Origin of the sequence: Pseudomonas sp. B21-059 (assembly GCF_026016285.1) — a bacterium.
Lineage (GTDB): Bacteria > Pseudomonadota > Gammaproteobacteria > Pseudomonadales > Pseudomonadaceae > Aquipseudomonas > Aquipseudomonas danubii.
In genome coordinates, this window is the sequence record NZ_CP087201.1 from 1151552 (window position 1) to 1177295 (window position 25744).

Sequence of the window (25744 nt, forward strand, 5' to 3'; positions counted from 1 at the left end):
GTTCTGTTCCATTATTCCTGGGGCACTTCATGCAAAATTCAATCGGCGCACCCAAGCAGAGGCTTAGCCTCAGCGATCCGCGTGTGCGCGCCTGGCTGTTCCAGATCATCACCCTTGTGGCGGTGGTTTCGCTGGGCTGGTTTCTGTTCGACAACACGCAAACCAACCTCCAGCACCGGGGTATTACCTCGGGTTTCGACTTTCTTGAGCGCAGCGCCGGTTTCGGTATCGCTCAACACTTGATTGCCTACACCGAAGCGGACAGTTATGCCCGGGTCTTCGTCATTGGTCTGCTCAATACACTGCTGGTGACCTTTATCGGGGTGATCCTGGCAACCTTGCTGGGGTTCATCATCGGGGTGGCGCGGCTGTCGCAGAACTGGATCATCAGCAAGCTGGCGACGGTGTATGTGGAAGTGTTCCGCAACATTCCGCCGCTGCTGCAGATCCTGTTCTGGTACTTCGCGGTGTTCCTGACCATGCCGGGGCCGCGCAACAGCCATAACTTCGGCGACACCTTCTTCGTCAGCAGTCGTGGCTTGAACATGCCGGCGGCGCAGATGGCTCCAGGGTTCTGGGCGTTCTTTGCGAGTGTGGTGCTGGCCATCGTCGCCATCGTGCTGATGTGCCGCTGGGCCAACAAACGCTTTGAAGACACCGGGGTGCCGTTCCACAAGTTCTGGACTGGCCTGGCGTTGTTGCTGGTGATTCCGGCGCTGTGCGCGCTGGTCTTCGGCTCGCCCGTGCATTGGGAGTTGCCGAAGCTGCAAGGCTTCAACTTCGTCGGCGGCTGGGTACTGATCCCCGAACTCTTGGCCCTGACCCTGGCCCTGACCGTCTACACGGCGGCGTTCATCGCCGAGATCGTGCGTTCCGGGATCAAGTCGGTCAGCCACGGCCAGACCGAGGCAGCCCGTTCCCTGGGCCTGCGCAACGGTCCGACCCTGCGCAAGGTGATCATTCCCCAGGCCTTGCGGGTGATCATTCCGCCATTGACCAGCCAGTATCTGAACCTGGCGAAGAACTCGTCCCTGGCCGCCGGTATCGGTTACCCGGAAATGGTTTCGCTGTTCGCCGGCACGGTGCTCAACCAGACCGGCCAGGCCATTGAGGTCATTGCCATCACCATGAGCGTGTACCTGGCAATCAGCATCAGCATTTCCCTGCTGATGAACTGGTACAACAAGCGCATTGCGCTGATCGAGCGGTGAGGAAGCGCCCATGACGACTCATACTTTCAAGCCCGATATGCCGCCGCCCAGCCGCAGTATCGGCGTGCTGGCGTGGATGCGCGCCAACATGTTCTCCAACTGGCTCAACACCCTGTTGACCCTGTTTGCCTTCTACCTGATCTACCTGGTGGTGCCGCCGATCCTGCAGTGGGCGATCCTCGACGCCAACTGGGTCGGCACCACCCGTGCCGACTGCACCAAGGACGGTGCCTGTTGGGTGTTCATCCAGCAGCGTTTCGGCCAGTTCATGTATGGCTACTACCCAGTGGAACTGCGCTGGCGGGTGGACCTGACCGTGTGGCTGGCGGTGATCGGCGTGGCTCCCTTGTTCATCTCGCGCTTTGCTCGCAAAGCGATCTACGGCCTGTGTTTCCTGGTGTGGTACCCGGTGTTGGCCTACACCCTGCTGCACGGCGGCTACCTGGGCCTGAGCACCGTCGCCACCAGCCAGTGGGGCGGCCTGATGCTGACTTTGGTGATTGCCACGGTGGGCATTGCCGGGGCCTTGCCCCTGGGCATCCTGCTGGCATTGGGACGACGTTCCAACCTGCCGGCGATCCGAGTGGTCTGCGTGACCTTCATCGAGTTCTGGCGTGGCGTGCCGCTGATCACGGTGCTGTTCATGTCGTCGGTGATGTTGCCGCTGTTCCTGCCCGAGGGCATGAACTTCGACAAGCTGCTGCGGGCGTTGATCGGGGTGATCCTGTTCCAGTCGGCCTATGTGGCCGAGGTGGTGCGTGGCGGTTTGCAGGCCATTCCCAAGGGCCAGTACGAAGCGGCGGCCGCCATGGGCCTGGGTTACTGGCGCGCGATGGGCCTGGTGATTCTGCCGCAGGCCCTGAAGCTGGTGATCCCCGGGATCGTCAACACCTTCATCGCCCTGTTCAAGGACACGAGCTTGGTGATCATCATTGGCCTGTTCGACCTGCTCAACAGCGTCAAGCAAGCCGCCGCCGACCCCAAATGGCTGGGCATGGCCACCGAAGGCTATGTCTTCGCGGCCCTGGTGTTCTGGATTTTCTGTTTTGGTATGTCCCGCTACTCCATGCATCTGGAGCGTAAGTTGGACACAGGCCACAAGCGTTAGGAGTACCTCCATGAGTGAAGCGAACAAAAAGCCTGTGGGCCCTGAAGGCATTATTCAGATGCAGGGTGTGAACAAGTGGTATGGCCAGTTCCACGTGTTGAAGGACATTAACCTCAACGTCCAGCAGGGCGAGCGCATCGTCCTGTGCGGGCCTTCGGGCTCGGGCAAATCCACCACCATCCGCTGCCTCAACCGTCTGGAAGAGCACCAGCAGGGACGCATCGTGGTGGACGGGGTGGAGCTGACCAACGACCTCAAGCAGATCGAGGCCATTCGCCGGGAAGTGGGTATGGTGTTCCAGCACTTCAACCTGTTTCCGCACCTGACGATCCTGCAGAACTGCACCCTGGCGCCGATGTGGGTGCGCAAGATGCCCAAGCGCAAGGCCGAGGAAATTGCCATGCATTACTTGGAGCGGGTGCGGATTCCAGAGCAGGCCCACAAGTACCCGGGCCAGCTTTCCGGTGGCCAGCAGCAACGGGTGGCGATTGCCCGGGCGCTGTGCATGAAACCCAAGATCATGCTATTCGATGAACCCACCTCGGCCCTGGACCCGGAAATGGTCAAGGAGGTGCTGGACACCATGATCGGCCTCGCCGAAGACGGCATGACCATGCTCTGCGTGACCCATGAAATGGGTTTTGCTCGCACCGTGGCCAACCGGGTGATCTTCATGGACAAGGGCGAGATCGTCGAGCAGGCGGCACCGAATGACTTCTTCGACAACCCGCAAAATGATCGCACCAAGCTGTTCCTGAGCCAGATCCTGCATTGATCCTGATGCAGGGCCCGCGCTGACGATAAACCCGGACTGGTTCCGGGTTTATTTTTGCCCGGCGTTCAACCGCCGGCAGCGCCGAGCTGTTGTTCGGGTTGGTCGCTGGAGGCAGAAGGCGCCCGCTGTGGTGCGCTGAGTTCCAGTACGTCCTTCATCAACTGTGGGTGGCGATCCAGCAGGCGCATCAGCACGTACAGCGGTTGGGGCACGCCGACTTCGCCGCGCTCGTAACGGGAAAAGGCGTTGTGCCCGCCACCGGACAGCAGTTTGACCGCCTCTTTCTGCGAGAGGTGCAACTGGCGGCGGATGCGCTTCATGTCGGCGGCGACGCTCTGCCGGTACTCTTCCAGCAATTGGTCGCCCGCGGCGGCGTAGCGTTGTGCACTGGCGGCGTCGAATTCGATTTCACCGCATTCCTGGCATTCCCAGCCCGCCAGGCCATGGAGGTGACGCTGTAGGTGCCGGTAGTCGATGAGCTCGCTGCGCTGCTCGAACGCCAGCATGCCGGTCGGAGCGCCGCAGCTGTAGCATTGTTGTCGTTTCAAGTCTCTGCCTCCTTGAAGGAGATCACGGGAGGCCCTGCACCGGGGCGGTAGGTGACCTTGATGTAGAGCGTCCAGTTAGCGATACGGGTGTAGTACACGTCCTGCCACAGCCGATGATCGCTATAGGTGGTCATCGATTTATAGAACAGGCTGCCCTGGAGTCCGGCTACTACTCGTTGCATGGCGGCCAGGGACAATCCGAGTTCCCTGCCGCAGCGCAATGCGCTTCGAGTGAAGGCTTGTGCTCCTTGCCGAACGACCTGTGCCTTGATCAGCGACAGGTCGTAATGAGGTGTTTTCTTTTCCATGAGACACCCTTGAGGTTTGATCGAAATTACCCTTATAGGGTTTTTTGTCAAGGCCTGATTGCAATGGCGAAAGTGCCTCCTCCAGCCTAAATCGTTGAACTCTCGGAAAAGCCTGAATACCATGTCGGGCAATTCGTCCGATGATTGGATGAAAGAGTGAGTTCAATGAGCGAAATTTCCCCCCTGATCAAACGTTCCCTGGTCGACCAGGCCCTGGAACAGTTGCGCCTGCGCATCACCAAGGGCGCCTGGGCCGTCGGCCAGCGCCTGCCCACCGAGCCGGAGCTGGCCAGTGAGCTGGGCATCAGCCGCAACACCGTGCGTGAAGCCATGCGGGTGCTGGCGTTTTCCGGGTTGATCGAGATTCGCCAGGGCGATGGCAGCTACCTGCGAGCCGTGGCTGATCCCCTGGACATGCTCCAGGCCCTGTCCCAATGCTCTCTGGAGCAGGCCCGGGAAACCCGACAGATCCTTGAAGTGGAGGCGGTTGGCCTCGCGGCCCTGCGTCGCACCGACGAGGACCTGCGCGCCTTGAGCGAAGCCTTGCAGGCCAGCGGCGGGCATTTTCATGGCGATCTGGAAAGCTACATCGCCTGCGACCTGGTGTTTCATCAGGGCCTGGTGGATGCCGCGCACAATCCGACCCTGAGCCAGCTGTACCGCTATTTCTCCAGTGTGGTGGGCGCCCAGTTGCGCCAGGCCTTGACGGTTACTCCGCGCCGCCAGGACGTCTTCGATCTCCACCAGCATCTGCTGGACGCCATCGAGCAGGGCGACCCCGAGCGGGCCAAGCACCTGTCCCGCCAGTTGATCAACGAATCCTGAACCCGAGACCTTTATGTCCAACCAGCAGTCCCCTCCGAACACCCCGTCGCCTCCCGAGTTGTTGATCGATGCCGAGGCCGATGACGAAGAAGTCCAGCAGGCCCCGCCACCTTTGCGGCGGCCCTGGCTGTTGCTGTTGGGGCTGATCCTGGTGGCGTTGAACCTGCGTCCGGCGCTGTCGAGCATGGCGCCGTTGCTCAGTGACGTATCCCAGAGCCTGGGCCTGTCGGCCGCCAAGGCGGGATTGCTGACCACTTTGCCGGTGTTGTGCCTGGGGCTATTCGCGCCTTTGGCGCCGCTGCTGGCCCGACGTTTCGGCGCCGAACGGGTGGTGCTGGGGATTCTCCTGACCCTGGCCCTGGGCATTGTCCTGCGCAGCTCGCTCGGTGAGTTCGGGGTCTTTGCCGGGAGCATCCTGGCCGGGGCCAGCATCGGCGTGATCGGGGTGCTGCTGCCGGGCATCGTCAAGCGCGACTTCGCCCGGCATGCGGGAAGCATGACCGGGGTCTACACCATGGCCCTGTGCCTGGGGGCAGCCATGGCGGCAGGCGCGACGGTGCCCTTGAGCCACCACTTCGATGACAGCTGGGCCATGGGCCTTGGCTTCTGGGTGGTGCCGGCGTTGATGGCAGCGCTGTTCTGGTTGCCTCAAGTGGGGCAGAAACACGGTGCCCACCATGTCGCTTTCCGTGTGCGCGGGTTGCTGCGTGATCGCCTGGCCTGGCAGGTGACCTTGTACATGGGCTTGCAATCGTCCCTGGCCTACATCGTGTTTGGCTGGTTGCCATCGATCCTGATCGGTCGTGGGCTGACTCCGACCCAGGCCGGACTGGTGCTGTCGGGTTCGGTCATCGTGCAACTGGCCAGCTCCCTGGCGGCGCCCTGGCTGGCGACTCGCGGCAAGGACCAGCGTCTGGCCATCGTGATCGTCATGTTGATGACCTTGGGCGGTCTGTTCGGTTGCCTGTATGCACCGCTTGATGGCTTGTGGGGCTGGGCCATTCTGCTGGGCCTGGGGCAAGGAGGTACTTTCAGCCTGGCCCTGACGCTGATCGTCCTGCGCTCACGGGATACCCATGTGGCCGCCAACCTGTCGAGCATGGCCCAGGGCATCGGCTACACCCTGGCGTCCATGGGGCCGTTTGCCGTGGGGCTGGTGCATGACTGGACCGGCGGCTGGAACGCCGTGGGCTGGATTTTCGCGGTGTTGGGCAGCGGGGCGATCATTGCCGGGCTGGGCGCCGGCCGCTCGCTGTATGTGCAGGCGCAAAGCGAGAGGATCTGAGGAGCGTCACTGTCGGTATTTGCACGGCAAATGCCGATAGTCTTCTTTGGGCGTGCGGATTATTGTGCTGGCATCCCTTTGTCCTTCCGGAGTCCGCCCATGAGTGATGCCCACCGCGTCCTGATCACTGAGTTCTACCAGGCCTTCCAGCGGCTCGATGCCGAGGCCATGAGCGCCTGCTATACCGAGGACGTTGTATTCAGTGATCCGGCCTTCGGCGAATTGCGCGGACGTGACGCCGGCGACATGTGGCGCATGCTCACCGCGCGGGCCAAGGACTTTTCCCTGACCTTCGATCAGGTACATGCCGACGAGCATTCGGGTGGCGCGCACTGGGTCGCCACCTACCTGTTCAGCCAGACCGGCAACACGGTGGTCAACGATATCCAGGCGCGCTTCGTGTTTCGCGATGGCAAGATCTGTGAGCACCACGACCATTTCGACCTGTGGCGTTGGGCGCGCCAGGCCCTGGGGGCCAAGGGGCTTTTGCTGGGCTGGACGCCGCTGCTGAAAAATGCCGTTCGCGCCCAGGCCCGTAAAGGCCTCAAGGCCTTCCAGAGCGGTCGCTGAAAGCCATCCTCTGCTAAGATCGCGGCTTGTTATCCACAGGCCCCGATGGTTTTTGTGAGCAGCCCCGATCCAAACCCCGTGATTGCCGCCGAACTGCCCGCGCCTGCCAGCAAACCCTGGTTTGTGTATCTGGTGCGTGCGGCCAATGGCGCCCTTTATTGCGGCATCAGCGACGACCCGGTGAAGCGCTTCGCCAAGCACCAGAGTGGCAAGGGCGCGCGTTTCTTTCTCTCCAGCCCGGCGGTGGCCCTGGTCTATACCGAAGCTTGTCGGGACAAGAGCGAGGCTCTGCGTCAGGAGCGGTTGATCAAGAAGCTCAGGAAAAGCGCCAAGGAGTGTCTGGTGGCGTCTGCCGGGGCAGCAGCATCAATCTGACTGATAGGTGCTCATCAGTCGGATCGGTAGGCCGTCCATGGATTGCGCGCTAAGCTCAGCGCTTTCCCTCTTCCGGCGGACCCCAGCATGTCAGAGTTGATCCTGCACCATTACCCGACTTCTCCCTTCGCGGAAAAAGCCCGTTTGCTCCTGGGCTTCAAGGGCCTGTCCTGGCGCTCCGTGAAGATTTCCCCGGTGATGCCCAAGCCTGATCTGACCGCCCTGACCGGTGGCTATCGCAAGACGCCGGTACTGCAGGTCGGTGCTGATATCTACTGCGACACGGCTTTGATCGCCCGGCGTCTGGAGCGGGAAAAGGCCTCGCCGGCGCTGTTCCCCGAAGGCCAGGAAATGATCAGCGCGACCTTCGCCGCCTGGGTCGACTCGGTGGTGTTCCAGCATGCGGTGACCCTGGTGTTCCAGCCCGAGTCTGCCGCAGCACGTTTCGGCAAGCTGCCGCCGGAGGTGGTCAAGGCCTTCATGGCCGACCGCGCCGGGTTGTTCAGTGGCGGCAGTGCCAGTCGTCTGCCCCTGGAAGTGGCCAAGCATCAGTGGCCGACCATCATGGCGCGTTTGGAGCAGCAACTGCAGCGCGAGCCGGGGGACTTTCTGTTTGGTGAGCCCTCGATTGCCGATATCGCCCTGGCGCACCCGCTGTGGTTCCTCAAGGGTACGCCGGTGACGGCGCCGCTGGTGGACGAGTATCCGGCGGTATCAGCCTGGTTGGCGCGAGTGCTGGGCTTTGGTCACGGCTCCTTCACCGAAATGAGCGCTGAAGAGGCCCTTGAGGTGTCGCGCGGTGCGACCCCGGCGCCGCTGCCGGATGAGCGGTTTGTCGATCCCAATGGCTTTGTGGCAGGGCAGCAGGTGGTGATTGCTGCGACCGACTATGGAGTCGATCCGGTGGCGGGCGAGTTGCTGTTTGCCGGTACTGAAGAGTTGATCCTGCGCCGTGAAGATCCACGTGCCGGCGTGGTCCACGTGCACTTCCCGCGGTTGGGTTTCCGTATCCAGGCGCAGTGACTCACACCTGTAGGAGCTGGCTTGCCAGCGAAGGCGTCCTCAAGATCGGTGCACGATCTGCCGGCCCCTTCGCCGGCAAGCGCCGCGTCGGCTCGCCGGTTCCTACGGTTGCAGCGCCGCCATGATGGCATCGGGATCATAGGTGCGGAGCAGGGTTCCATTCACATCCAGGATCGGAATCCCGGCACCGCCCAGAGCGGTATAGGCCTTACGCGCCTCTGCGTCTTTCTCGATGTCGAACTCCCGATAGGGAATGCCCTTCTGATCGAGAAAGCGTCGGGTAGCCTTGCAGTAGCCGCACCAGTCGGTGGCGTACAGCACCACCCGGGCCTGGCTACGGATCTCTTCGCTGACCACCGCCGAAGGGTTGAACAGCCGCTCGATCTTGCCCCAGTTCTGATAGACCACAACCACCAGCAGGATCAGCAGGAACTTCTTCAGTACTCCCTGGAGCATCAGTTGCGGCGCTTGAGCTGGTCGGTCAGCTGGGTCGGCAGGCCCTTGATGATCAGGGTCCCGGCTTCTTCGTCGTACTCGATCTTCGAGCCCAGCAGGTGGGCTTCGAAGCTGATGGACAGGCCCTCGGCGCGACCGGTGAAGCGGCGGAACTGGTTGAGGGTGCGTTTATCCGCAGGAATTTCCGGCGATAGCCCGTAATCCTTGTTGCGGATGTGGTCGTAGAACGCCTTGGGGCGGTCTTCGTCGATCAGTTCCGAGAGTTCTTCCAGGCCCATGGGTTCGCCGAGCTTGGCTTGGCTGCTGGCGTAGTCCACCAGGGTCTTGGTCTTTTCCCGGGCCGACTCTTCCGGCAGGTCTTCGCTTTCGACGAAGTCGCTGAAGGCCTTGAGTAGGGTGCGGGTCTCGCCCGGACCGTCGACGCCTTCCTGGCAGCCGATGAAGTCGCGGAAGTACTCCGAGACCTTCTTGCCGTTCTTGCCCTTGATAAAGGAGATGTACTGCTTGGACTGCTTGTTGTTCTGCCACTCGGAGATGTTGATCCGCGCGGCGAGGTGCAGTTGGCCCAGGTCCAGATGGCGCGACGGGGTCACGTCCAGTTGGTCGGTCACCGCCACGCCTTCGCTGTGGTGCAGCAGGGCGATCGCCAGATAGTCGGTCATGCCCTGTTGGTAATGAGCAAACAGCACGTGGCCGCCCACCGACAGGTTGGATTCCTCCATCAGCTTCTGCAGATGCTCCACCGCCACCCGGCTGAACGCGGTGAAGTCCTGGCCGCCGTCCAGGTACTCCTTCAGCCAGCCGCTGAAGGGGAAAGCGCCGGACTCGGGATGGAACAGGCCCCAGGCTTTGCCCTGTTTGGCGTTATAGCTTTCATTGAGATCGGCGAGCATGTTCTCGATGGCCGCGGACTCTGCCAGTTCGGAGTCTCGGGCATGCAGAACTGCGGGGCTGCCGTCGGGTTTTTTGTCGATCAGGTGGACGATGCAATGACGGATCGGCATGGGCTTCTCGGCTGATTGAAGGGGGAGGGCGGACTCCCCGAAAAAGTGCCCAGTGTACCGCACCCGTTGGTTTTGGCGCGGTTTGCCAGGCGATGAACGGCCTGTCGGTAACGCTTATGCATTTTTTTACCGATTTAGAGCAATAAAGCTGACCAAATGGCTAGGTAGAGGCGGATATTTCCCCGTCTGTGTGCTAGTTTTGCCCCGTCTTACGCGATGTCTCAGCGTTAAGCGTGCATTCAGCATTTGTCGGGTCGAACCAAACCCTGATTTCGGTATCTATAACCCCGATCTGTCGTGGTTGTAACCGGGGTGCCAGATTCACAAGATCTGGCTCGATGGCTGACACTGCACTCTGCAATCCAAATGAATTTGATAGGGAAGGAACACCACAATGGCTATTACTAAAGACCAACTGATCGCTGATATCGCTGAAGCTATCGACGCGCCGAAAACCACCGCGCGTAACGCTCTGGACCAACTGGCCCAGATCGTTGCTGATCAATTGGAAAATGGCGGCGAAATCACTCTGCCAGGTATCGGCAAGCTGAAAGTGACCGAGCGTCCTGCCCGTACTGGCCGTAACCCATCGACTGGCGCTGCCATCGAAATCGCTGCCAAGAAAGTTATCAAGCTGGTTGTGGCTAAAGGCCTGACCGACGCTGTTAACAAGTAAGACTTGCAGTGAAACCGTGCTCAGAAGTACTCCGGGCACGGTTTGTGTGACACCGATTCACGCAAGGTGAATCGTCTTTGAATCTCCCGCCTCTCTAGCTCTTCCTAACCCAGCGTTCCTGACTCCAGGCCTGTTGCTGTGCCTTGTCCTTGAAGGTCCAGGCGACGAAGCGGCTCTGTTTCTGTCCCTGGGACATCTCCACCACCTGGCTTTCCAGGGCTCCGGCCTTTTTCAGCGCGCTTTCAATCGCCGGCAGGTTCGAGGCCTTTGACACCAGGGTGCTGAACCACAGCACTTGCTGGCCGACGCCGGCGCTCTCGCTGATCAACTGGCTGACGAAACGGATCTCGCCACCCTCGCACCAGAGTTCCCGGGCCTGGCCGCCGAAATTCAGCACTGGCAGCTTGCGCTTGGGATCGGCCTTGCCCAGAGCTCGCCACTTGCGCTGGCTACCGCGGGTGGCCTCGTCCAGGGAGGCATGGAAGGGCGGGTTGCACATCGTCAGGTCGAAACGCTCGGTGCTTTCCAGCAGGCCGCTGAGGATCTGCCTGGGATTGCCCTGCTGGCGCAGGCTGATGGTCTTGTTCAAGCCGTTGGCCTGGACAATGGCCTTGGCCGCGGCCAGGGCAGTGCTGTCGATGTCCGAACCGAGGAACTGCCAGCGGTAGTCGCTGTAGCCGATCAGCGGGTAGATGCAGTTGGCGCCGACCCCGACGTCCAGCACCCGTACCGCCGCGCCACGAGGGATTTCACCCTGGTTGTGGCTGGCCAGCAGGTCGGCGAGGAAATGCACGTAGTCGGCGCGACCGGGCACGGGTGGGCAGAGAAAGTCCGCCGGAATGTCCCAGTGGGCAATGCCGTAGAAGGCCTTGAGCAGGGCGCGGTTGAACACCCGCACGGCCGCCGGGTCGGCGAAGTCGATGCTTTCCTTGCCGTAGGGATTGAGGATCACGAACTGCCCCAGTTCCGGGGTGCTCTTGATCAGTTGCGGGAAGTCGTAACGCCCCTGGTGACGATTGCGCGGATGCAGGCTGGCCTTTTCCCGGGGTGCGGCGTTTTTGGCCGGGGAGGCGGTTTTGGGCTTTTTGCGCGCAGGCTTTGGGGTGTTGGGGGCGGTCATGGGGGATCGATTCGGGGCTGGTTCAAAGTGGCGGGCATTGTCACACAGGAGCAACGGTAAGTTTCAAGCGGCGAGCGACAAGTGATGCAAGCGTGCCTTCTCGCTACATAAGACAGCGCGCATAAAAAAGGGAGGCCTGTACGGGCCTCCCTCTTTCACACTGCGCGAATCGCCGTTACAGGCTGGAGATCCGTGCGTGCTGCTCTGCCAGCTTGCCCAGAGCCTGTTCGGCTTCGGCCAGTTTGGCGCGTTCCTTCTCGATCACTTCGGCCGGAGCCTTGTCGACGAAGGAGGCGTTGGACAGCTTGCCGCCCACTCGCTGCACTTCGCCTTGTAGGCGTTGGATTTCCTTGTCCAGACGGGCCAGTTCCGCACCTTTGTCGATCAGGCCGGCCATGGGCACCAGCACTTCCATCTCGCCCACCAGGGCGGTGGCGGACAGCGGCGCTTCGTCGCCGGCACCCAGCACAGTGATGGATTCGAGTCGGGCCAGCTTCTTCAGCAAGGCTTCGTTCTCGGTCAGGCGACGCTGGTCTTCGGCACTAACGTTCTTCAGGAACAGGGCCAGGGGCTTGCCCGGGCCGATGTTCATTTCCGCGCGAATGTTGCGAGTGCCGAGCATCAGGCCCTTGAGCCATTCGATGTCGTCTTCGGCGGCCTGGTCGATGCGGGCTTCGTTAGCCACCGGCCAAGGTTGCAGCATGATGGTCTTGCCGGTGCTACCTGCCAGCGGCGCCAGGCGCTGCCAGATTTCTTCGGTGATGAACGGCATGAACGGATGGGCCAGGCGCAGGGCCACTTCCAGTACCCGCACCAGTGTGCGACGGGTGCCGCGCTGGCGTTCAACCGGCGCGTTCTCGTCCCACAGCACCGGCTTGGATAGCTCCAGGTACCAGTCGCAGTACTGGTTCCAGATGAACTCGTACAGGGCCTGGGCGGCCAGGTCGAAACGGAACTGGTCGAGCTGACGGGTCACTTCAGCTTCGGTGCGCTGCAGTTGCGAGATGATCCAGCGATCCGCCAGGGACAGCTCATAGGCCTCGCCGTTCTGACCGCAGTCCTCGCCCTTATCCAGCACGTAGCGCGCAGCGTTCCAGATCTTGTTGCAGAAGTTGCGGTAACCCTCGACGCGGCCCATGTCGAACTTGATGTCGCGGCCGGTGGTGGCCAGGGAGCAGAAGGTGAAGCGCAGGGCGTCGGTGCCGTAGCTGGCGATGCCGTCGGCGAATTCGGCGCGGGTCTGCTTCTCGATGGCTTTCTGCAGTTTGGGCTGCATCAGGCCGGTGGTGCGCTTCTGCACCAGGGTTTCGAGGTCGATACCGTCGATGATGTCCAGCGGGTCGAGGACGTTGCCCTTGGACTTGGACATCTTCTGGCCCTGGCCGTCGCGGACCAGACCGTGCACGTACACGGTCTTGAACGGAACCTGCGGCGTGCCGTCTTCGTTCTTCACCAGGTGCATGGTGAGCATGATCATCCGGGCGACCCAGAAGAAAATGATGTCGAAGCCGGTGACCAGCACGTCGGTCGGGTGGAAGGTCTTGAGGAAGTCGGTCTGTTCCGGCCAGCCCAGGGTGGAGAAGGTCCACAGGCCCGAGCTGAACCAGGTGTCGAGTACGTCGTTGTCCTGCTGCAGGGCAACGTCCGGACCGAGGTTGTGCTTGGCTCGCACTTCGGCTTCATCGCGGCCGACATAGACCTTGCCCGATTCGTCGTACCAGGCCGGAATCCGGTGGCCCCACCACAGCTGGCGGCTGATGCACCAGTCCTGGATGTCGCGCATCCAGGAGAAGTACATGTTCTCGTACTGCTTGGGCACGAAGGCGATGCGGCCGTCTTCCACAGCAGCGATGGCAGGTTCGGCCAGCGGCTTGGTGGAGACGTACCACTGGTCGGTGAGCCACGGCTCGATGACGGTGCCGGAGCGGTCGCCCTTCGGCACTTTCAGGGCGTGGTCGTCGACGCTGACCAGCAGGCCGGCAGCGTCGAAGGCGGCCACGATCTGCTTGCGCGCTTCGAAACGATCCAGGCCCACGTACTCGGCCGGGATCTTGCCGTCGACGGTTTCGTTGAGGCTGCCGTCCAGGTTGAACACCTGGCAGGCCGGCAGCACGGCGGCGTTCTTGTCGAAGATGTTGAGCAGCGGCAGGTTGTGGCGCTTGCCGACTTCGTAGTCGTTGAAATCGTGGGCCGGGGTGATTTTCACGCAGCCGGTGCCGAATTCAGGGTCGCAGTAGTCATCGGCAATGATCGGGATGCGCCGGCCGACCAGGGGCAGTTCGACGAACTTGCCGATCAGCGCCTTGTAACGCTCGTCTTCAGGGTTCACCGCGACGGCGGAGTCGCCGAGCATGGTTTCCGGACGAGTGGTGGCGACGATCAGGTAGTCGTTGCCTTCAGCGGTCTTGGCGCCGTCGGCCAGTGGATACTTCAGGTTCCACAGGAAGCCTTTCTCGTCGTGGTTTTCCACTTCCAGATCGGAAATCGCCGTGTGCAGCTTGGTGTCCCAGTTCACCAGGCGCTTGCCGCGGTAGATCAGACCATCTTCGTGCAGGCGCACGAAGGCTTCCTTCACCGCTTCCGACAGGCCGTCGTCCATGGTGAAGCGCTCGCGGCTCCAGTCCACGGAGGAGCCCAGGCGACGGATCTGGCGGCTGATGTTGCCCCCGGATTGATCCTTCCATTCCCAGACTTTTTCGAGGAATTTTTCCCGGCCCAGATCATGGCGATTCTGGCCCTGGGCTTCGATCTGACGCTCCACCAGCATCTGTGTGGCGATACCGGCGTGGTCGGTACCCGGCTGCCACAGGGTGTTGCGACCCTGCATGCGGCGGAAGCGGATCAGGGCGTCCATGATCGCGTTGTTGAAGCCGTGGCCCATGTGCAGGCTGCCGGTGACGTTCGGCGGCGGGATCATGATGGTGTAGGAGTCGCCCGCGCCTTGCGGGGCGAAGTAGTTCTCGGACTCCCAGGTCTGGTACCAGGAAGTTTCAATGGCGTGCGGCTGGTAGGTCTTATCCATGCGCGGCGGGACCCTATTGGCATTTATTCAGGAAAAGCCGGGAAGTATAGCGGAGGGGGGCAGCAGCAAGCCACAAGCGGCAAGCGACAAGGTGGCCATGCCCGGCTTTTGCGTGTGGCTTATGGTTTGCCGTTGGTGGCTGCTGCGAGCAGGCGTTCCAGGCGGGCGTCGAGGCGGCGCTTGATTTCGGTTTCGATGTGCGGGGCGAAATCGTCGATCACGTCTTGCATGATCAGCTGGGCAGCGGCACGCAGTTCGGTATCCAGGTGCAGCAGGGCATCGGCGCTGTTGCTGGCAGGGGCGGGTTTGGCTGCGGGGGCGGTCGCTGGAGCTGGAACAGGGGCTGGTGCCGTCACTTGAACTGGTGCCGGTGCCGGTGCAGCTTGCGGTTTGGCTTGCGCTGCGGGTGCAGCTTCGGTTTCGTCAGGTTGCTGGCTGCCCACCATGTCGAACAGCAGGGGGATTTGCACTTCGCCGCTCACGGTTTCGGTCAGCAGTGGCGGTTGCAGATTGTCATCGCCGAGCAGTTGACGGATCGACTCGAGGTCGTCCAGCAGATGCGCGGGCTTTTGCAGCGGGTTGGGAGTGTCCATCGGGTGCTCAGAGTCGCTGTAAACGGTGATCTTGCAGAGGATAGCCCTGTTCGCGATAGAAACGGAAACTCTCGCGGGCCGCCTGACGAATAGTCGGGTCTTCCACCACCACTTCGGCAATTCGGGCAAAGCGCGGTGCAAAGGCCGGTACTTTGAGGTCCAGGTTCACCAGCAGGTCGTTGTGTTCGCCAGGGTCCTGGCCCAAGCCAAGCACGATCAGGCCGTCGGCTTCGCTTTCTGCCGGGCCGTGGGGAACGAAGGCTTCGCCCTTGAAGCGCCACAGGCGGGCATCGAGTTCGTCCCGTTGTTGGGCGTCGCTGCAATGCAGGTAGATGCGATGGCCCATGCGCCAGGCCTTGTCGGTGAGCTTGCAGGCAAAATCCAGGCGCGCCGCAGGGTCCGCGCTGGGAAGAATGTAGAAGTCGACTTTGGTCATTGGGATTCCTGAGCCGGAAAGGGCGCCGCCTTCAAGCGACACCCTCCGCGGTCATGGTTTTCAGGCTTTGGCGCGGTCCAGCAGGTATTGGGTCAGCAGGGGTACTGGGCGGCCGGTGGCGCCTTTGTCCTTGCCGCCGCTGGTCCAGGCGGTGCCGGCGATATCCAGGTGCGCCCAGTTCAGGTTCTTGGTGAAGCGCGAGAGGAAGCACGCGGCAGTGATGGTCCCGGCCTTCGGCCCGCCAATGTTGGCGATGTCGGCGAACGGGCTGTCCAGTTGTTCCTGGTACTCATCGAACAGCGGCAGTTGCCAGGCGCGGTCGTCGGCTTGCTGGCCGGCGCTGAGCAGTTGGCCGATCAACTCGTCGTTGTTGCCCAGCAGGCCGGACGTATGGGCGCCCAGGGCGACCACGCAGGCACCGGTCAGGGTGGCGATGTCGATCACAGCCTGGGGCTTGAAGCGTTCGGCGTAGGTCAGGGCGTCGCACAGCACCAGACGGCCTTCGGCGTCGGTATTGAGGATTTCCACGGTCTGGCCGCTCATGGTGGTGACGATATCGCCAGGCCGTGCAGCGCCGCCGCTGGGCATGTTCTCGGCGCAGGCCAGGATGCATACCAGGTTGATCGGCAGTTGCAGTTCGAGCACGGCGCGCAGGGTGCCGAACACGCTGGCGGCGCCGCCCATGTCGTATTTCATTTCGTCCATGCCAGCGCCCGGCTTGAGGCTGATGCCGCCGGTGTCGAAGGTGATGCCCTTGCCCACCAGGGCAAACGGCTTCTCGGATTTCTTGCCGCCGTTGTATTGCATGACGATCAGGCGCGGCGGCTGGTCGCTGCCCTGGCCTACGGCATAGAACGAGCCCATGCCCAGTTCCTTGATCTTCTTCTCGTCAAGGACTTCGACTTTCAGGCCCTTGAACTCCTTGCCCAGGGCCTTGGCCTGTTCACCCAGAAACGTCGGGTGGCAAACGTTCGGCGGCAGGTTGCCCAGGTCGCGGGTAAAAGCCATGCCTTTGGCGATGGCTTGGGCGTGGGTCACGCCGCGCTCGACTTCAGCCTGGGCGGCCTTGATGGTCAGCAGGGTGATTTTCTTCAGGGCGCGGGGTTCGGCTTTCTGGCTCTTGTAGCGATCGAATACGTAACCGCCGTCCACCAGGGTTTCGGCCAGCAGACGGGTCTTGCCATAGCTGTCGCGGCCTTTGACCACGACTTCGTCCAGAGCCAGCACGGCATCGCTGCCGCCCAGGCCCTTGAGGGTGGCAAGTACACCGCTGATGATCTTGCGGAACGGGCGGTCGCCCAGTTCCTCATCCTTGCCGACGCCCACCAGCAGTAGGCGTTCCGCCTTCAGCTTGGCCACGCCGTGCAGCAGCAGGCTCTGGCCGACCTTGCCGGCCAGATCGCCGCGCTTGAGTACGGCGCTGATGGCGCCGCCGCTGAGTTCGTCGAGTTGCTTGGCCACGTTGCCGAGTTTGCGGCCTTCGCCGACGGCGACCACCAGGGTGGCGGTCTTCAACGTTTCCGGGCTAGCGCTTTTTACAACCAGTTCCATGTCTGGGTCCCTGAATGAATGGTCAAAGAGCGCAGGAAAGACTCCGGCGCGGGGCTTATCTATATAGAAGAAGGCGTCGCGTGCTGCCGACGACAAAGCCGCCAGTTTGAACCTCGCCCGTTGCGGCTGACAACCCTCGTCTTGGCCAAGTTCGCTGCTTTAGAGCGTCGGGTGAGCATCCTCCGTGACAGGCGCGCGCAATCACAGGATAATGCGCCATCTTTTTTTCGGCGGCCCTGTCTCTGGGGCCGGCTCGATACGTTTGCTTGTTCGGCCGCCTTAGCCTGACAACCCTGGAGTGTCTGGTTTGATCGTCTTTCGTTATCTATCCCGCGAAGTCCTGTTGACCCTGAGTGCCGTGAGTGCGGTGCTGCTGGTCATCATCATGAGCGGACGCTTCGTCAAGTTCCTCGCACAAGCCGCCTCGGGCGCCCTGGACCCGGGCTCGCTGTTCCTGATCATGGGCTTTCGTCTGCCGGGCTTTTTGCAGCTGATCCTGCCATTGGGACTGTTCCTGGGCATTCTCCTGGCTTACGGCCGGCTCTATCTCGAAAGCGAGATGACCGTGTTGTCGGCTACCGGCATGAGTCAGCAGCGTTTGCTGGGCATGACCATGATCCCGGCGGCCCTTGTGGCCCTGCTGGTGGCCTGGTTGAGCCTGAGTCTGGCGCCGCAGGGAGCCAATCAGTTCCAGTTGCTGCTGAACAAACAGGATGCGCTGACCGAGTTCGACACCCTGGTGGCCGGGCGCTTCCAGGCGCTCAATGACGGCACTCGGGTGACCTATACCGAGCAGCTTTCCGAGGATCGCACCAATCTTTCCGGAGTGTTCATCTCCGAAAAACGCCTGAGTCGGGAGAAAAAGGACCAGGGCATTTCGGTGCTGGTGGCCGAGAAGGGGCACCAGGACATTCGTCCCGATGGCAATCGCTACCTGATCCTGGAAAACGGCTATCGCTATGACGGCAATCCAGGTGAGGCCAACTACCGGGTGATCAAGTACGACACCTACGGCGTGCTGCTGGAGCGGCCTGATGTCAGCGACGAAGTCACCGATCGCGATGCCATGCCCACTGCTGATCTGATCGGCAAGGATGACCTGCGGGCCCGTGCCGAGCTGCAATGGCGCCTGTCTCTGCCATTGCTGGTGTTTATCGTGACCTTGATGGCGGTGCCGTTGTCTCGGGTCAACCCGCGCCAGGGCCGCTTCCTCAAGCTGATCCCGGCCATCCTGCTGTATATGGCGTACCTGACTATCCTGATCGCGGTACGTGGCGCCATGGAGAAAGGCAAGATCTCGCCGGCCCTGGGGCTGTGGTGGGTCCACCTGATGTTCCTGGCGATTGGTCTGGGTTTGATGTACTGGGAACCGTTGCGTTTGAAGATGGCGAGTCGTCGCAGCATGAAGGAGATGGCTCGTGGTTAAGCTCGATCGCTACATCGGTAGCAGTGTGTTCATGGCTATTCTCGCGGTTCTGGGGATCATCCTCGGGCTGGCTTCGCTGTTTGCCTTCATCGATGAGATGGGCAGTGTCAGCGATACCTACACCGTGATGGACGTGATGAGCTACGTGGCGCTCACTGCTCCGCGCCGGGTCTATGAAATGTTGCCGATGGCCGGCCTGATCGGCTGCCTGATCGGTCTTGGCTCCCTGGCCAGCAACAGCGAGCTGACCATCATGCGTGCTGCCGGCGTTTCTGTCGGTCGTATCGTCTGGGCGGTGATGAAGCCGATGCTGGTGCTGATGCTGGTGGGCGTGCTGGTGGGCGAGTACGTGGCGCCGGCCACCGAGACCCAGGCCCAGGCCAGTCGCGCCCTGGCCCAGGGTTCCGGTGATGCCCAGAGCTCCAAGCGCGGTCTGTGGCACCGCCAGGGCGAGGAGTTCATCCATATCAACGCAGTGCAGCCCAATGGCCTGCTGTATGGCGTGACTCGCTATCACTTCGATGACAGTCACCACATGTTGTCGTCGAGTTTTGCCCGTCAGGCACGGTTCCACGAGAACTACTGGCAGTTGACTGATGTCACCACCACCTATTTCCGTGACGGTCACACCGAGGTCATCAGCGTGCCCGATGAGCGTTGGGATGTGGCCCTGAGCCCGCAACTGCTGAGTACTGTGGTCATGGCGCCGGAGTCCCTGTCCATCAGCGGTCTGTGGGGCTATATCCATTACCTGGCCGACCAGGGTTTGAACAATGGCCGCTACTGGCTGGCGTTCTGGGTCAAGGTGCTGCAGCCGTTGGTGACGGCGGCCCTGGTGCTGATGGCGATTTCCTTCATTTTCGGACCGCTGCGTTCGGTGACCCTGGGGCAGCGGGTATTCACCGGCGTATTGGTGGGCTTCACCTTCCGTATCGCCCAGGACCTGCTGGGCCCTTCGAGCCTGGTGTTCGGCTTCTCGCCGCTGTTCGCGGTGCTGGTGCCGGCGGGTATCTGTGCCATTGCTGGTTTCTGGCTATTGCGCCGAGCCGGCTGATTCATTGGCTCTACCAGGCGATTAGCGTAACGCCCCGGTCCTTGAATCGGGGCGTTTTTGCATTTGACAAACGCTGATAGGCGAGCGTGACGCTCGTGCCGAGTATCAGGTACAATTCCCGGCTATTTTTCGGCGGGCCCTGCCTGCAGCCTTTTTGAGTGTTCATCCGTGAGTGATTTGAGTCATATCCGCAATTTCTCCATCATCGCCCACATTGACCATGGCAAGTCGACTCTGGCCGATCGTTTTATCCAGATGTGCGGCGGCCTGGCCGATCGCGAAATGGAAGCCCAGGTTCTGGACTCCATGGACCTTGAACGTGAGCGCGGGATCACCATCAAGGCCCACAGCGTCACCCTCTATTACAAAGCCAAAGATGGCATCACCTACCAGCTGAACTTCATCGATACCCCGGGCCACGTGGACTTCACTTATGAAGTCAGTCGCTCCCTGGCGGCCTGTGAAGGTGCTCTGCTGGTGGTGGACGCCGGTCAGGGTGTTGAGGCCCAGTCGGTTGCCAACTGCTACACCGCCATTGAGCAAGGCCTGGAAGTCATGCCGGTGCTGAACAAGATCGACCTGCCACAGGCCGATCCGGAGCGGGTCAAGGAAGAGATCGAGAAGATCATCGGTATCGATGCCACCGATGCCGTGACTTGCAGCGCCAAGACCGGCCTGGGCGTGGACGAGGTGCTTGAGCGCCTGGTCGCCACTATCCCGGCTCCTACCGGCAATATCGAAGACCCGCTGCAAGCACTGATCATTGACTCCTGGTTCGACAACTACCTGGGCGTTGTGTCCCTGGTGCGCGTGCGTCACGGCCGGGTGAAGAAGGGCGACAAGATCCTGGTGAAATCCACCGGCAAGATCCACCTGGTGGACAGCGTCGGCGTCTTCAACCCGAAACACACCGCCACCACTGACCTCAAGGCCGGTGAAGTGGGCTTCATCATCGCCGGCATCAAGGACATTCACGGGGCACCGGTGGGTGACACCCTGACCTTGAGTTCGACCCCGGACGTGGAAGTACTGCCAGGCTTCAAGCGCATTCAGCCGCAGGTCTATGCCGGCCTGTTCCCGGTCAGCTCCGACGACTTCGAGGATTTCCGCGAAGCCTTGCAGAAGCTCACCCTCAACGACTCGTCGCTGCAGTACACCCCGGAAAGCTCCGACGCCCTGGGCTTCGGCTTCCGTTGCGGGTTCCTCGGCATGCTGCACATGGAGATCATCCAGGAGCGCCTGGAGCGCGAATACGACCTGGACCTGATCACCACGGCGCCGACGGTGATCTTCGAGCTGCAGTTGAAGAACGGTGAAACGATCTATGTCGACAACCCGTCCAAACTTCCGGATCTGTCGGCGATTGAAGACATGCGCGAGCCGATCGTGCGGGCCAATATTCTTGTGCCGCAAGAGCATCTGGGCAACGTCATAACCCTGTGCATCGAGAAGCGTGGCGTGCAGCACGACATGCTGTTCCTTGGTAGCCAGGTCCAGGTGACCTACGATCTGCCGATGAACGAAGTGGTACTGGACTTCTTTGACCGCCTGAAATCCACCAGCCGCGGCTATGCTTCGCTGGATTACCATTTCGATCGCTACCAGTCGGCTAATCTGGTCAAGCTGGATGTATTGATCAACGGTGAGAAAGTCGACGCCCTGGCGTTGATCGTCCACCGTGACAACGCTCACTACAAAGGGCGTGCGTTGACCGAGAAGATGAAGGAACTGATTCCTCGGCAGATGTTTGACGTGGCAATCCAGGCCGCCATTGGCGGGCAGATTGTGGCGCGGACAACCGTCAAGGCGCTCAGAAAGAACGTACTGGCCAAATGCTACGGTGGCGACGTCAGCCGTAAGCGCAAGCTGTTGGAAAAGCAGAAGGCCGGTAAGAAACGCATGAAGCAAGTGGGCAACGTGGAAATTCCACAAGAAGCCTTCCTTGCCGTGCTCAGGTTGGATAGTTAGGTCCTATGTCACTAAATTTCCCGCTGTTGCTGGTCATCGCTGTCTTTGTCTGCGGTCTCTTGGCGTTGCTCGACCTGGTGTTTCTGGCACCGCGTCGGCGCTCGGCCATCGCCAACTATCAGGGCAGCGTCAGCCAGCCGGATGGGCTGGTGGTCGAAAAGCTGAGCAAGGAACCGCTGCTGGTTGAGTACGGCAAGTCGTTCTTTCCGGTGCTGTTCATCGTCCTGGTGCTGCGTTCGTTCCTGGTGGAACCGTTCCAGATTCCGTCGGGCTCGATGAAGCCGACCCTGGATGTGGGCGACTTCATCCTGGTGAACAAGTTTTCTTACGGGATTCGCTTGCCGGTGATCGACAAGAAAGTCATCGAAGTCGGTGATCCGCAGCGCGGCGATGTGATGGTGTTCCGCTACCCAAGCGACCCGAACGTCAACTACATCAAGCGTGTGGTCGGCCTGCCGGGCGATGAAGTGCGCTACACCAGCGACAAACGCTTGTTCGTCAACGGTCAGCCGGTGGCGGAGCAGTTGGTCGGGGCTGAACCCGGCACCCTGGGCAGCGCTGAGCTGTACAAGGAAAAACTCGGTGCCGCCGAGCACTTGATCCGCAAGGAAATGAGTCGCTATCGGCCCGCTCCGGACGGGCGCTGGGTGGTTCCCGCCGGGCACTACTTCATGATGGGCGACAACCGCGACAACTCCAACGACAGTCGCTACTGGGACGATCCAAGTATTCCCAAGGATCTGCTGGGCATGGTTCCCGACAAGAATATCGTCGGCAAGGCCTTCGCAGTCTGGATGAGCTGGCCCGAACCGAAACTCAGCCACCTGCCGAATTTCTCGCGGGTTGGCCTGATCAAGTAATCACACACGGCGCTGTTGAACACAGCGCCGAATGCTTTTCTGGCTCTTGTATAAAACGCCCTTGCCCTCGGGCATCGCGTAACAGCTTTGTGACCAGAAGCATGCAGTCAACGATATTCAGGATGTGGATTTGAACACAGCGTTAATTGCCACCCGCACCTCGTGCGCGGCCCCTAGGATGGTGAGTTTCGGCAACGAAATCAGCGTGGGTAAACCGTGAGCGTTTCTTTGAGCCGTCTCGAGCGTCAGCTCGGTTATACCTTCAAGGATCAGGAACTGATGCTCCTGGCCCTCACCCATCGCAGCTTTGCCGGGCGCAACAATGAACGCCTGGAATTCCTCGGTGATGCCATCCTCAACTTCGTGGCCGGCGAGGCGTTGTTCGAGCGCTTCCCCAGGCCCGCGAAGGCCAGCTGTCGCGTTTGCGCGCACGCCTGGTGAAAGGTGAAACACTGGCAGTACTGGCCCGTGGTTTCGACCTGGGCGAATACCTGCGCCTGGGCTCCGGCGAATTGAAGAGCGGCGGTTTCCGTCGTGAGTCGATCCTCGCCGATGCCCTGGAAGCCCTGATTGGTGCGATCTACCTGGACGCCGGCATGGAAACCGCCCGTGACCGCGTGTTGTCCTGGCTGGCCTCGGAGTTCGAGAGCCTGACCCTGGTGGACACCAACAAGGATCCCAAGACCCGGCTGCAGGAGTTCCTCCAGTCTCGCGCCTGTGAACTGCCACGCTACGAAGTGGTGGATATCCAGGGCGAACCGCACTGCCGGACATTCTTCGTTGAATGTGAAGTCACCTTATTGAATGAAAAAAGCCGAGGTCAGGGTGTGAGCCGTCGTATTGCCGAACAGGTAGCGGCCGCCGCAGCACTGATTGCCCTGGGCGTGGAGAATGGCCATGACTGATTCAACCGCAACACGCTGTGGCTATGTCGCCATCGTCGGCCGCCCCAATGTGGGCAAGTCGACGCTGCTCAACCATATCCTCGGCCAGAAGCTGGCGATCACCTCGCGCAAGCCTCAGACCACACGCCACAACATGCTCGGGATCAAGACCGAAGGCGCCATCCAGGCGATCTACGTCGACACCCCCGGCATGCACAAGAGCAACGAGAAGGCGCTGAACCGCTACATGAACAAGACCGCTTCGGCGGCCTTGAAAGACGTGGACGTGGTGATCTTCGTGGTGGACCGCACCAAGTGGACCGACGAGGACCAGTTGGTCCTTGAGCGTGTCCAGTACGTGCAGGGGCCGGTGATCCTGGCGATCAACAAGACCGACCGCATCGAGGACAAGGCCGAGCTGATGCCGCACCTGACCTGGCTGCAGGAGCAACTGCCGAATGCCGAGATCGTGCCTGTTTCCGCGCAGCAGGGGCACAACCTCGAAGCCCTGGAAGGCCTGATCGCCAAGCATCTGCCGGAGAACGACCACTTCTTCCCGGAAGACCAGATCACCGACCGCAGTTCCCGTTTCCTGGCGGCCGAACTGGTGCGCGAGAAGATCATGCGCCAGCTGGGTGCCGAGCTGCCGTACCAGATCACCGTGGAAATCGAAGAGTTCAAGCAGCAGGGCAAGACCCTGCATATTCATGCCTTGATTCTCGTCGAGCGCGACGGACAGAAGAAAATCATCATTGGCGACAAGGGTGAGCGGATCAAACGCATCGGCATGGAAGCGCGCAAGGACATGGAGCTGCTGTTCGACTCCAAGGTCATGCTCAACCTCTGGGTCAAGGTCAAGGGCGGCTGGTCCGACGACGAGCGCGCCTTGCGCTCCCTGGGCTACGGCGACCTCTGACGCCCTTCGCCGGCCAGCCGGCTCCTGCAGCGCCCTGTAGGAGCCGGCTGGCCGGCGAACAGCTACAACCCCTTCTTCGGACCCGGTTCCCTCTCTGCCCCTGAGATCCCTCGCAACCATGTCCAGCACCGCTCCAGTCGGCCAACTTGCCTACGTCCTGCACAGCCGCGCCTACCGCGAAAGCAGTGCATTGGTGGATTTCCTTACCCCCCAAGGTCGCCTGCGCGCTGTGCTGCGCAACGCACGGGGCAAGGCCGGTACCCTGGCGCGACCCTTTGTTCCTCTGGAAGTCGAGTTTCGCGGCCGCGGCGAGCTGAAGAACGTCGGGCGCATGGAAAGTGCCGGCATCGCATCCTGGCTCAATGGCGAAGCGCTGTTCAGTGGTCTGTATCTGAATGAACTGCTGATCCGCCTGCTGCCGGCGGAAGATCCCCATCCGGCGGTATTCGACCACTACGCCGCCACCTTGCTGGCCCTGGCCGAAGGCCGGCCCCTGGAGCCCCTGCTGCGGGCCTTTGAGTGGCGCCTGCTGGACGATCTGGGCTACGGCTTCGCCCTGGACAGCGACATCCACGGCGCGCCCATCGCTGCCGATGGGCTGTATCGCCTGCAGGTGGATGCCGGACTGGAGCAGGTGTTCCTGCTGCAACCGGGCCTGTTCAATGGCACCGAGCTGTTGGCCATGGCCGAGGCCGACTGGAGCGCTCCTGGCGCGTTGTCGGCAGCCAAGCGCCTGATGCGCCAGGCCCTGGCCGTGCATCTGGGCGGCCGGCCCCTGGTCAGTCGCGAGCTGTTTCGCAAGCCTTGAGCCTGGCAGTTGTTTGGCCGTCGGCATCGGTAGTCCATCTGGCGCCGCCATTGTGCGTTCGCGCAAATGGCAACGGACCCTGTTCTCCCCGTATGCTGTGCGCCGAATCTTCATTTACTCAGGAGCGCTTTCGTGACCACCAGCAATCGCATTCTTCTCGGCGTGAACATCGATCACGTTGCCACCCTGCGTCAGGCCCGCGGCACTCGTTACCCGGACCCGGTCAAGGCCGCGCTGGACGCTGAAGAAGCGGGCGCCGACGGCATCACCGTGCACCTGCGCGAAGACCGTCGGCATATCCAGGAGCGCGACGTGCTGCTGCTCGAGGACGTGCTGCAGACCCGCATGAATTTCGAGATGGGCGTTACCGAAGAAATGATGGCTTTTGCCGAGCGCATCCGCCCGGCGCATATCTGCCTGGTGCCGGAAACCCGCCAGGAGCTGACCACTGAAGGCGGACTTGACGTGGCCGGGCAGGAAGCGCGGATCAAGGCGGCGGTGGAGCGCTTGTCGAAAATCGGTGCCGAAGTGTCCCTGTTTATCGACGCTGACGAGCGTCAGATCGAGGCCTCCAAGCGCGTTGGCGCGCCGGCCATCGAGTTGCACACGGGTCGCTATGCCGACGCCCAGACCCCGAGTGAAGTGGCCGATGAGCTGCAGCGTATCGTCGACGGGGTTGCCGTAGGTTTGGCCCAGGGGCTGATCGTCAATGCCGGCCATGGCCTGCATTACCACAACGTTGAAGCGGTGGCGGCGATCAAGGGCATCAATGAGCTGAACATCGGCCATGCCCTGGTGGCTCATGCCCTGTTCGTCGGTTTCAAGGGAGCGGTAGCCGAGATGAAGGCGCTGATCCTGGCGGCTGCAGCCAAGGCCTGATTGCTCTTCGCCGGAAGCTGATTCCTGCAACCTCTGTAGGAGCCGGCTTGCCGGCGAAGGTTT

Annotated in this window: 25 protein-coding genes and 1 pseudogene; 17 read left to right on the forward strand and 9 right to left on the reverse strand. The window is 61.5% G+C overall.

The window, feature by feature from the left end; all coding sequences use genetic code 11:
* Positions 1 to 29 precede the first annotated feature (29 nt).
* The 3 genes from LOY69_RS05155 to LOY69_RS05165 are packed head-to-tail and all read left to right on the forward strand — an operon-like array spanning position 30 to position 3094.
* Positions 30 to 1211 (forward strand): amino acid ABC transporter permease, encoded by a 1182-nt coding sequence (locus LOY69_RS05155; RefSeq protein ID WP_102861260.1) that lies wholly within the window; start codon positions 30 to 32, stop codon positions 1209 to 1211.
* 10 nt (positions 1212 to 1221) lie between these two features.
* The gene (locus LOY69_RS05160) at positions 1222 to 2319 is read left to right on the forward strand and encodes an amino acid ABC transporter permease (RefSeq protein WP_102861261.1); all 1098 of its coding nucleotides are present in this window, start codon (positions 1222 to 1224) and stop codon (positions 2317 to 2319) included.
* 10 nt (positions 2320 to 2329) lie between these two features.
* Positions 2330 to 3094, forward strand: a complete 765-nt coding sequence (locus tag LOY69_RS05165) for an amino acid ABC transporter ATP-binding protein (RefSeq protein WP_102878472.1) — start codon at positions 2330 to 2332, stop codon at positions 3092 to 3094.
* 65 nt (positions 3095 to 3159) lie between these two features.
* Here LOY69_RS05165 and LOY69_RS05170 read toward each other — a convergent pair whose 3' ends face one another.
* The gene (locus tag LOY69_RS05170; RefSeq protein ID WP_265074211.1) at positions 3160 to 3642 is read right to left on the reverse strand and encodes a type II toxin-antitoxin system MqsA family antitoxin; all 483 of its coding nucleotides are present in this window, start codon (positions 3640 to 3642) and stop codon (positions 3160 to 3162) included.
* Entirely contained in the window at positions 3639 to 3950 is a 312-nt protein-coding gene (locus LOY69_RS05175; protein ID WP_102879072.1) for a type II toxin-antitoxin system MqsR family toxin, read from the reverse strand. The genes LOY69_RS05170 and LOY69_RS05175 overlap by 4 nt, the downstream gene beginning before the upstream one ends.
* 165 nt (positions 3951 to 4115) lie before the next feature.
* On the opposite strand from LOY69_RS05175, the gene LOY69_RS05180 reads away from it, so the two are divergent.
* The 5 genes from LOY69_RS05180 (at position 4116) to LOY69_RS05200 (ending at position 8028) form a co-directional block, all read left to right on the forward strand.
* Positions 4116 to 4775 carry a FadR/GntR family transcriptional regulator gene (locus tag LOY69_RS05180; RefSeq protein WP_170001109.1) on the forward strand — a complete coding sequence of 220 codons (660 nt, stop codon included), beginning with the start codon at positions 4116 to 4118 and terminating at the stop codon, positions 4773 to 4775.
* A gap of 13 nt (positions 4776 to 4788) precedes the next feature.
* Positions 4789 to 6060, forward strand: a complete 1272-nt coding sequence (locus LOY69_RS05185) for a CynX/NimT family MFS transporter (protein ID WP_102878475.1) — start codon at positions 4789 to 4791, stop codon at positions 6058 to 6060.
* Positions 6061 to 6159: 99 nt separating this feature from the next.
* Positions 6160 to 6630: a nuclear transport factor 2 family protein gene (locus LOY69_RS05190; protein ID WP_123393664.1), complete on the forward strand. Its 471-nt coding sequence runs from the start codon at positions 6160 to 6162 to the stop codon at positions 6628 to 6630.
* 54 nt (positions 6631 to 6684) lie between these two features.
* Entirely contained in the window at positions 6685 to 7005 is a 321-nt protein-coding gene (locus LOY69_RS05195; protein WP_265074212.1) for a GIY-YIG nuclease family protein, read from the forward strand.
* Between the two features lie 87 nt (positions 7006 to 7092).
* Complete coding sequence (locus tag LOY69_RS05200) at positions 7093 to 8028, forward strand: glutathione S-transferase family protein (RefSeq protein WP_265074213.1); 936 nt, start codon at positions 7093 to 7095, stop codon at positions 8026 to 8028.
* A 102-nt stretch (positions 8029 to 8130) separates the two neighbouring features.
* Here the strand turns inward: LOY69_RS05200 and LOY69_RS05205 are convergent, their stop codons facing one another.
* Positions 8131 to 8484, reverse strand: a complete 354-nt coding sequence (locus LOY69_RS05205) for a glutaredoxin family protein (protein ID WP_102878478.1) — start codon at positions 8482 to 8484, stop codon at positions 8131 to 8133.
* Positions 8484 to 9488, reverse strand: coding sequence for a nucleoid-associated protein YejK (yejK, locus tag LOY69_RS05210; protein WP_060837659.1), 1005 nt, complete (start codon positions 9486 to 9488; stop codon positions 8484 to 8486). Before yejK ends, LOY69_RS05205 begins: the two co-directional genes overlap by 1 nt.
* 394 nt (positions 9489 to 9882) lie before the next feature.
* Between yejK and LOY69_RS05215 the strand changes: the two genes are divergently transcribed.
* Positions 9883 to 10164, forward strand: coding sequence for an HU family DNA-binding protein (locus LOY69_RS05215; protein ID WP_003440137.1), 282 nt, complete (start codon positions 9883 to 9885; stop codon positions 10162 to 10164).
* A 94-nt stretch (positions 10165 to 10258) separates the two neighbouring features.
* On the opposite strand, the gene rlmF is transcribed toward LOY69_RS05215, so the two are convergent.
* The 5 genes from rlmF to LOY69_RS05240 all read right to left on the reverse strand — a co-directional run bounded on the left by rlmF (position 10259) and on the right by LOY69_RS05240 (position 16886).
* Complete coding sequence (rlmF, locus tag LOY69_RS05220; protein WP_265074214.1) at positions 10259 to 11284, reverse strand: 23S rRNA (adenine(1618)-N(6))-methyltransferase RlmF; 1026 nt, start codon at positions 11282 to 11284, stop codon at positions 10259 to 10261.
* A gap of 175 nt (positions 11285 to 11459) precedes the next feature.
* The gene (locus tag LOY69_RS05225; RefSeq protein WP_265074215.1) at positions 11460 to 14306 is read right to left on the reverse strand and encodes a valine--tRNA ligase; all 2847 of its coding nucleotides are present in this window, start codon (positions 14304 to 14306) and stop codon (positions 11460 to 11462) included.
* 119 nt (positions 14307 to 14425) lie between these two features.
* A complete protein-coding gene (locus LOY69_RS05230; protein ID WP_265074216.1) occupies positions 14426 to 14899 on the reverse strand; it encodes a DNA polymerase III subunit chi in 474 nt (157 codons plus the stop codon).
* Positions 14900 to 14906: 7 nt separating this feature from the next.
* Entirely contained in the window at positions 14907 to 15335 is a 429-nt protein-coding gene (locus tag LOY69_RS05235; protein ID WP_102861272.1) for a DNA polymerase III subunit chi, read from the reverse strand.
* Between the two features lie 60 nt (positions 15336 to 15395).
* Complete coding sequence (locus LOY69_RS05240; protein WP_102861273.1) at positions 15396 to 16886, reverse strand: leucyl aminopeptidase; 1491 nt, start codon at positions 16884 to 16886, stop codon at positions 15396 to 15398.
* A gap of 307 nt (positions 16887 to 17193) precedes the next feature.
* On the opposite strand from LOY69_RS05240, the gene lptF reads away from it, so the two are divergent.
* From lptF to pdxJ, 8 genes and pseudogenes are all read left to right on the forward strand, one after another.
* Entirely contained in the window at positions 17194 to 18312 is a 1119-nt protein-coding gene (lptF, locus tag LOY69_RS05245; RefSeq protein WP_102861274.1) for an LPS export ABC transporter permease LptF, read from the forward strand.
* Positions 18305 to 19366, forward strand: a complete 1062-nt coding sequence (gene lptG / locus LOY69_RS05250; RefSeq protein ID WP_102861275.1) for an LPS export ABC transporter permease LptG — start codon at positions 18305 to 18307, stop codon at positions 19364 to 19366. The genes lptF and lptG overlap by 8 nt, the downstream gene beginning before the upstream one ends.
* A 168-nt stretch (positions 19367 to 19534) precedes the next feature.
* Positions 19535 to 21334, forward strand: coding sequence for a translation elongation factor 4 (gene lepA / locus LOY69_RS05255; RefSeq protein WP_102861276.1), 1800 nt, complete (start codon positions 19535 to 19537; stop codon positions 21332 to 21334).
* Between the two features lie 5 nt (positions 21335 to 21339).
* Entirely contained in the window at positions 21340 to 22194 is an 855-nt protein-coding gene (gene lepB, locus LOY69_RS05260; protein ID WP_102861277.1) for a signal peptidase I, read from the forward strand.
* Between the two features lie 216 nt (positions 22195 to 22410).
* A pseudogene (gene rnc, locus LOY69_RS05265) lies at positions 22411 to 23099 on the forward strand (ribonuclease III).
* Positions 23092 to 23994: a GTPase Era gene (gene era / locus LOY69_RS05270; protein WP_019094760.1), complete on the forward strand. Its 903-nt coding sequence runs from the start codon at positions 23092 to 23094 to the stop codon at positions 23992 to 23994. Before rnc ends, era begins: the two are co-directional and overlap by 8 nt.
* 118 nt (positions 23995 to 24112) lie before the next feature.
* A complete protein-coding gene (gene recO / locus LOY69_RS05275) occupies positions 24113 to 24802 on the forward strand; it encodes a DNA repair protein RecO (protein ID WP_102861279.1) in 690 nt (229 codons plus the stop codon).
* A 132-nt stretch (positions 24803 to 24934) separates the two neighbouring features.
* The gene (gene pdxJ / locus LOY69_RS05280) at positions 24935 to 25681 is read left to right on the forward strand and encodes a pyridoxine 5'-phosphate synthase (protein WP_265074217.1); all 747 of its coding nucleotides are present in this window, start codon (positions 24935 to 24937) and stop codon (positions 25679 to 25681) included.
* Positions 25682 to 25744 lie beyond the last annotated feature (63 nt).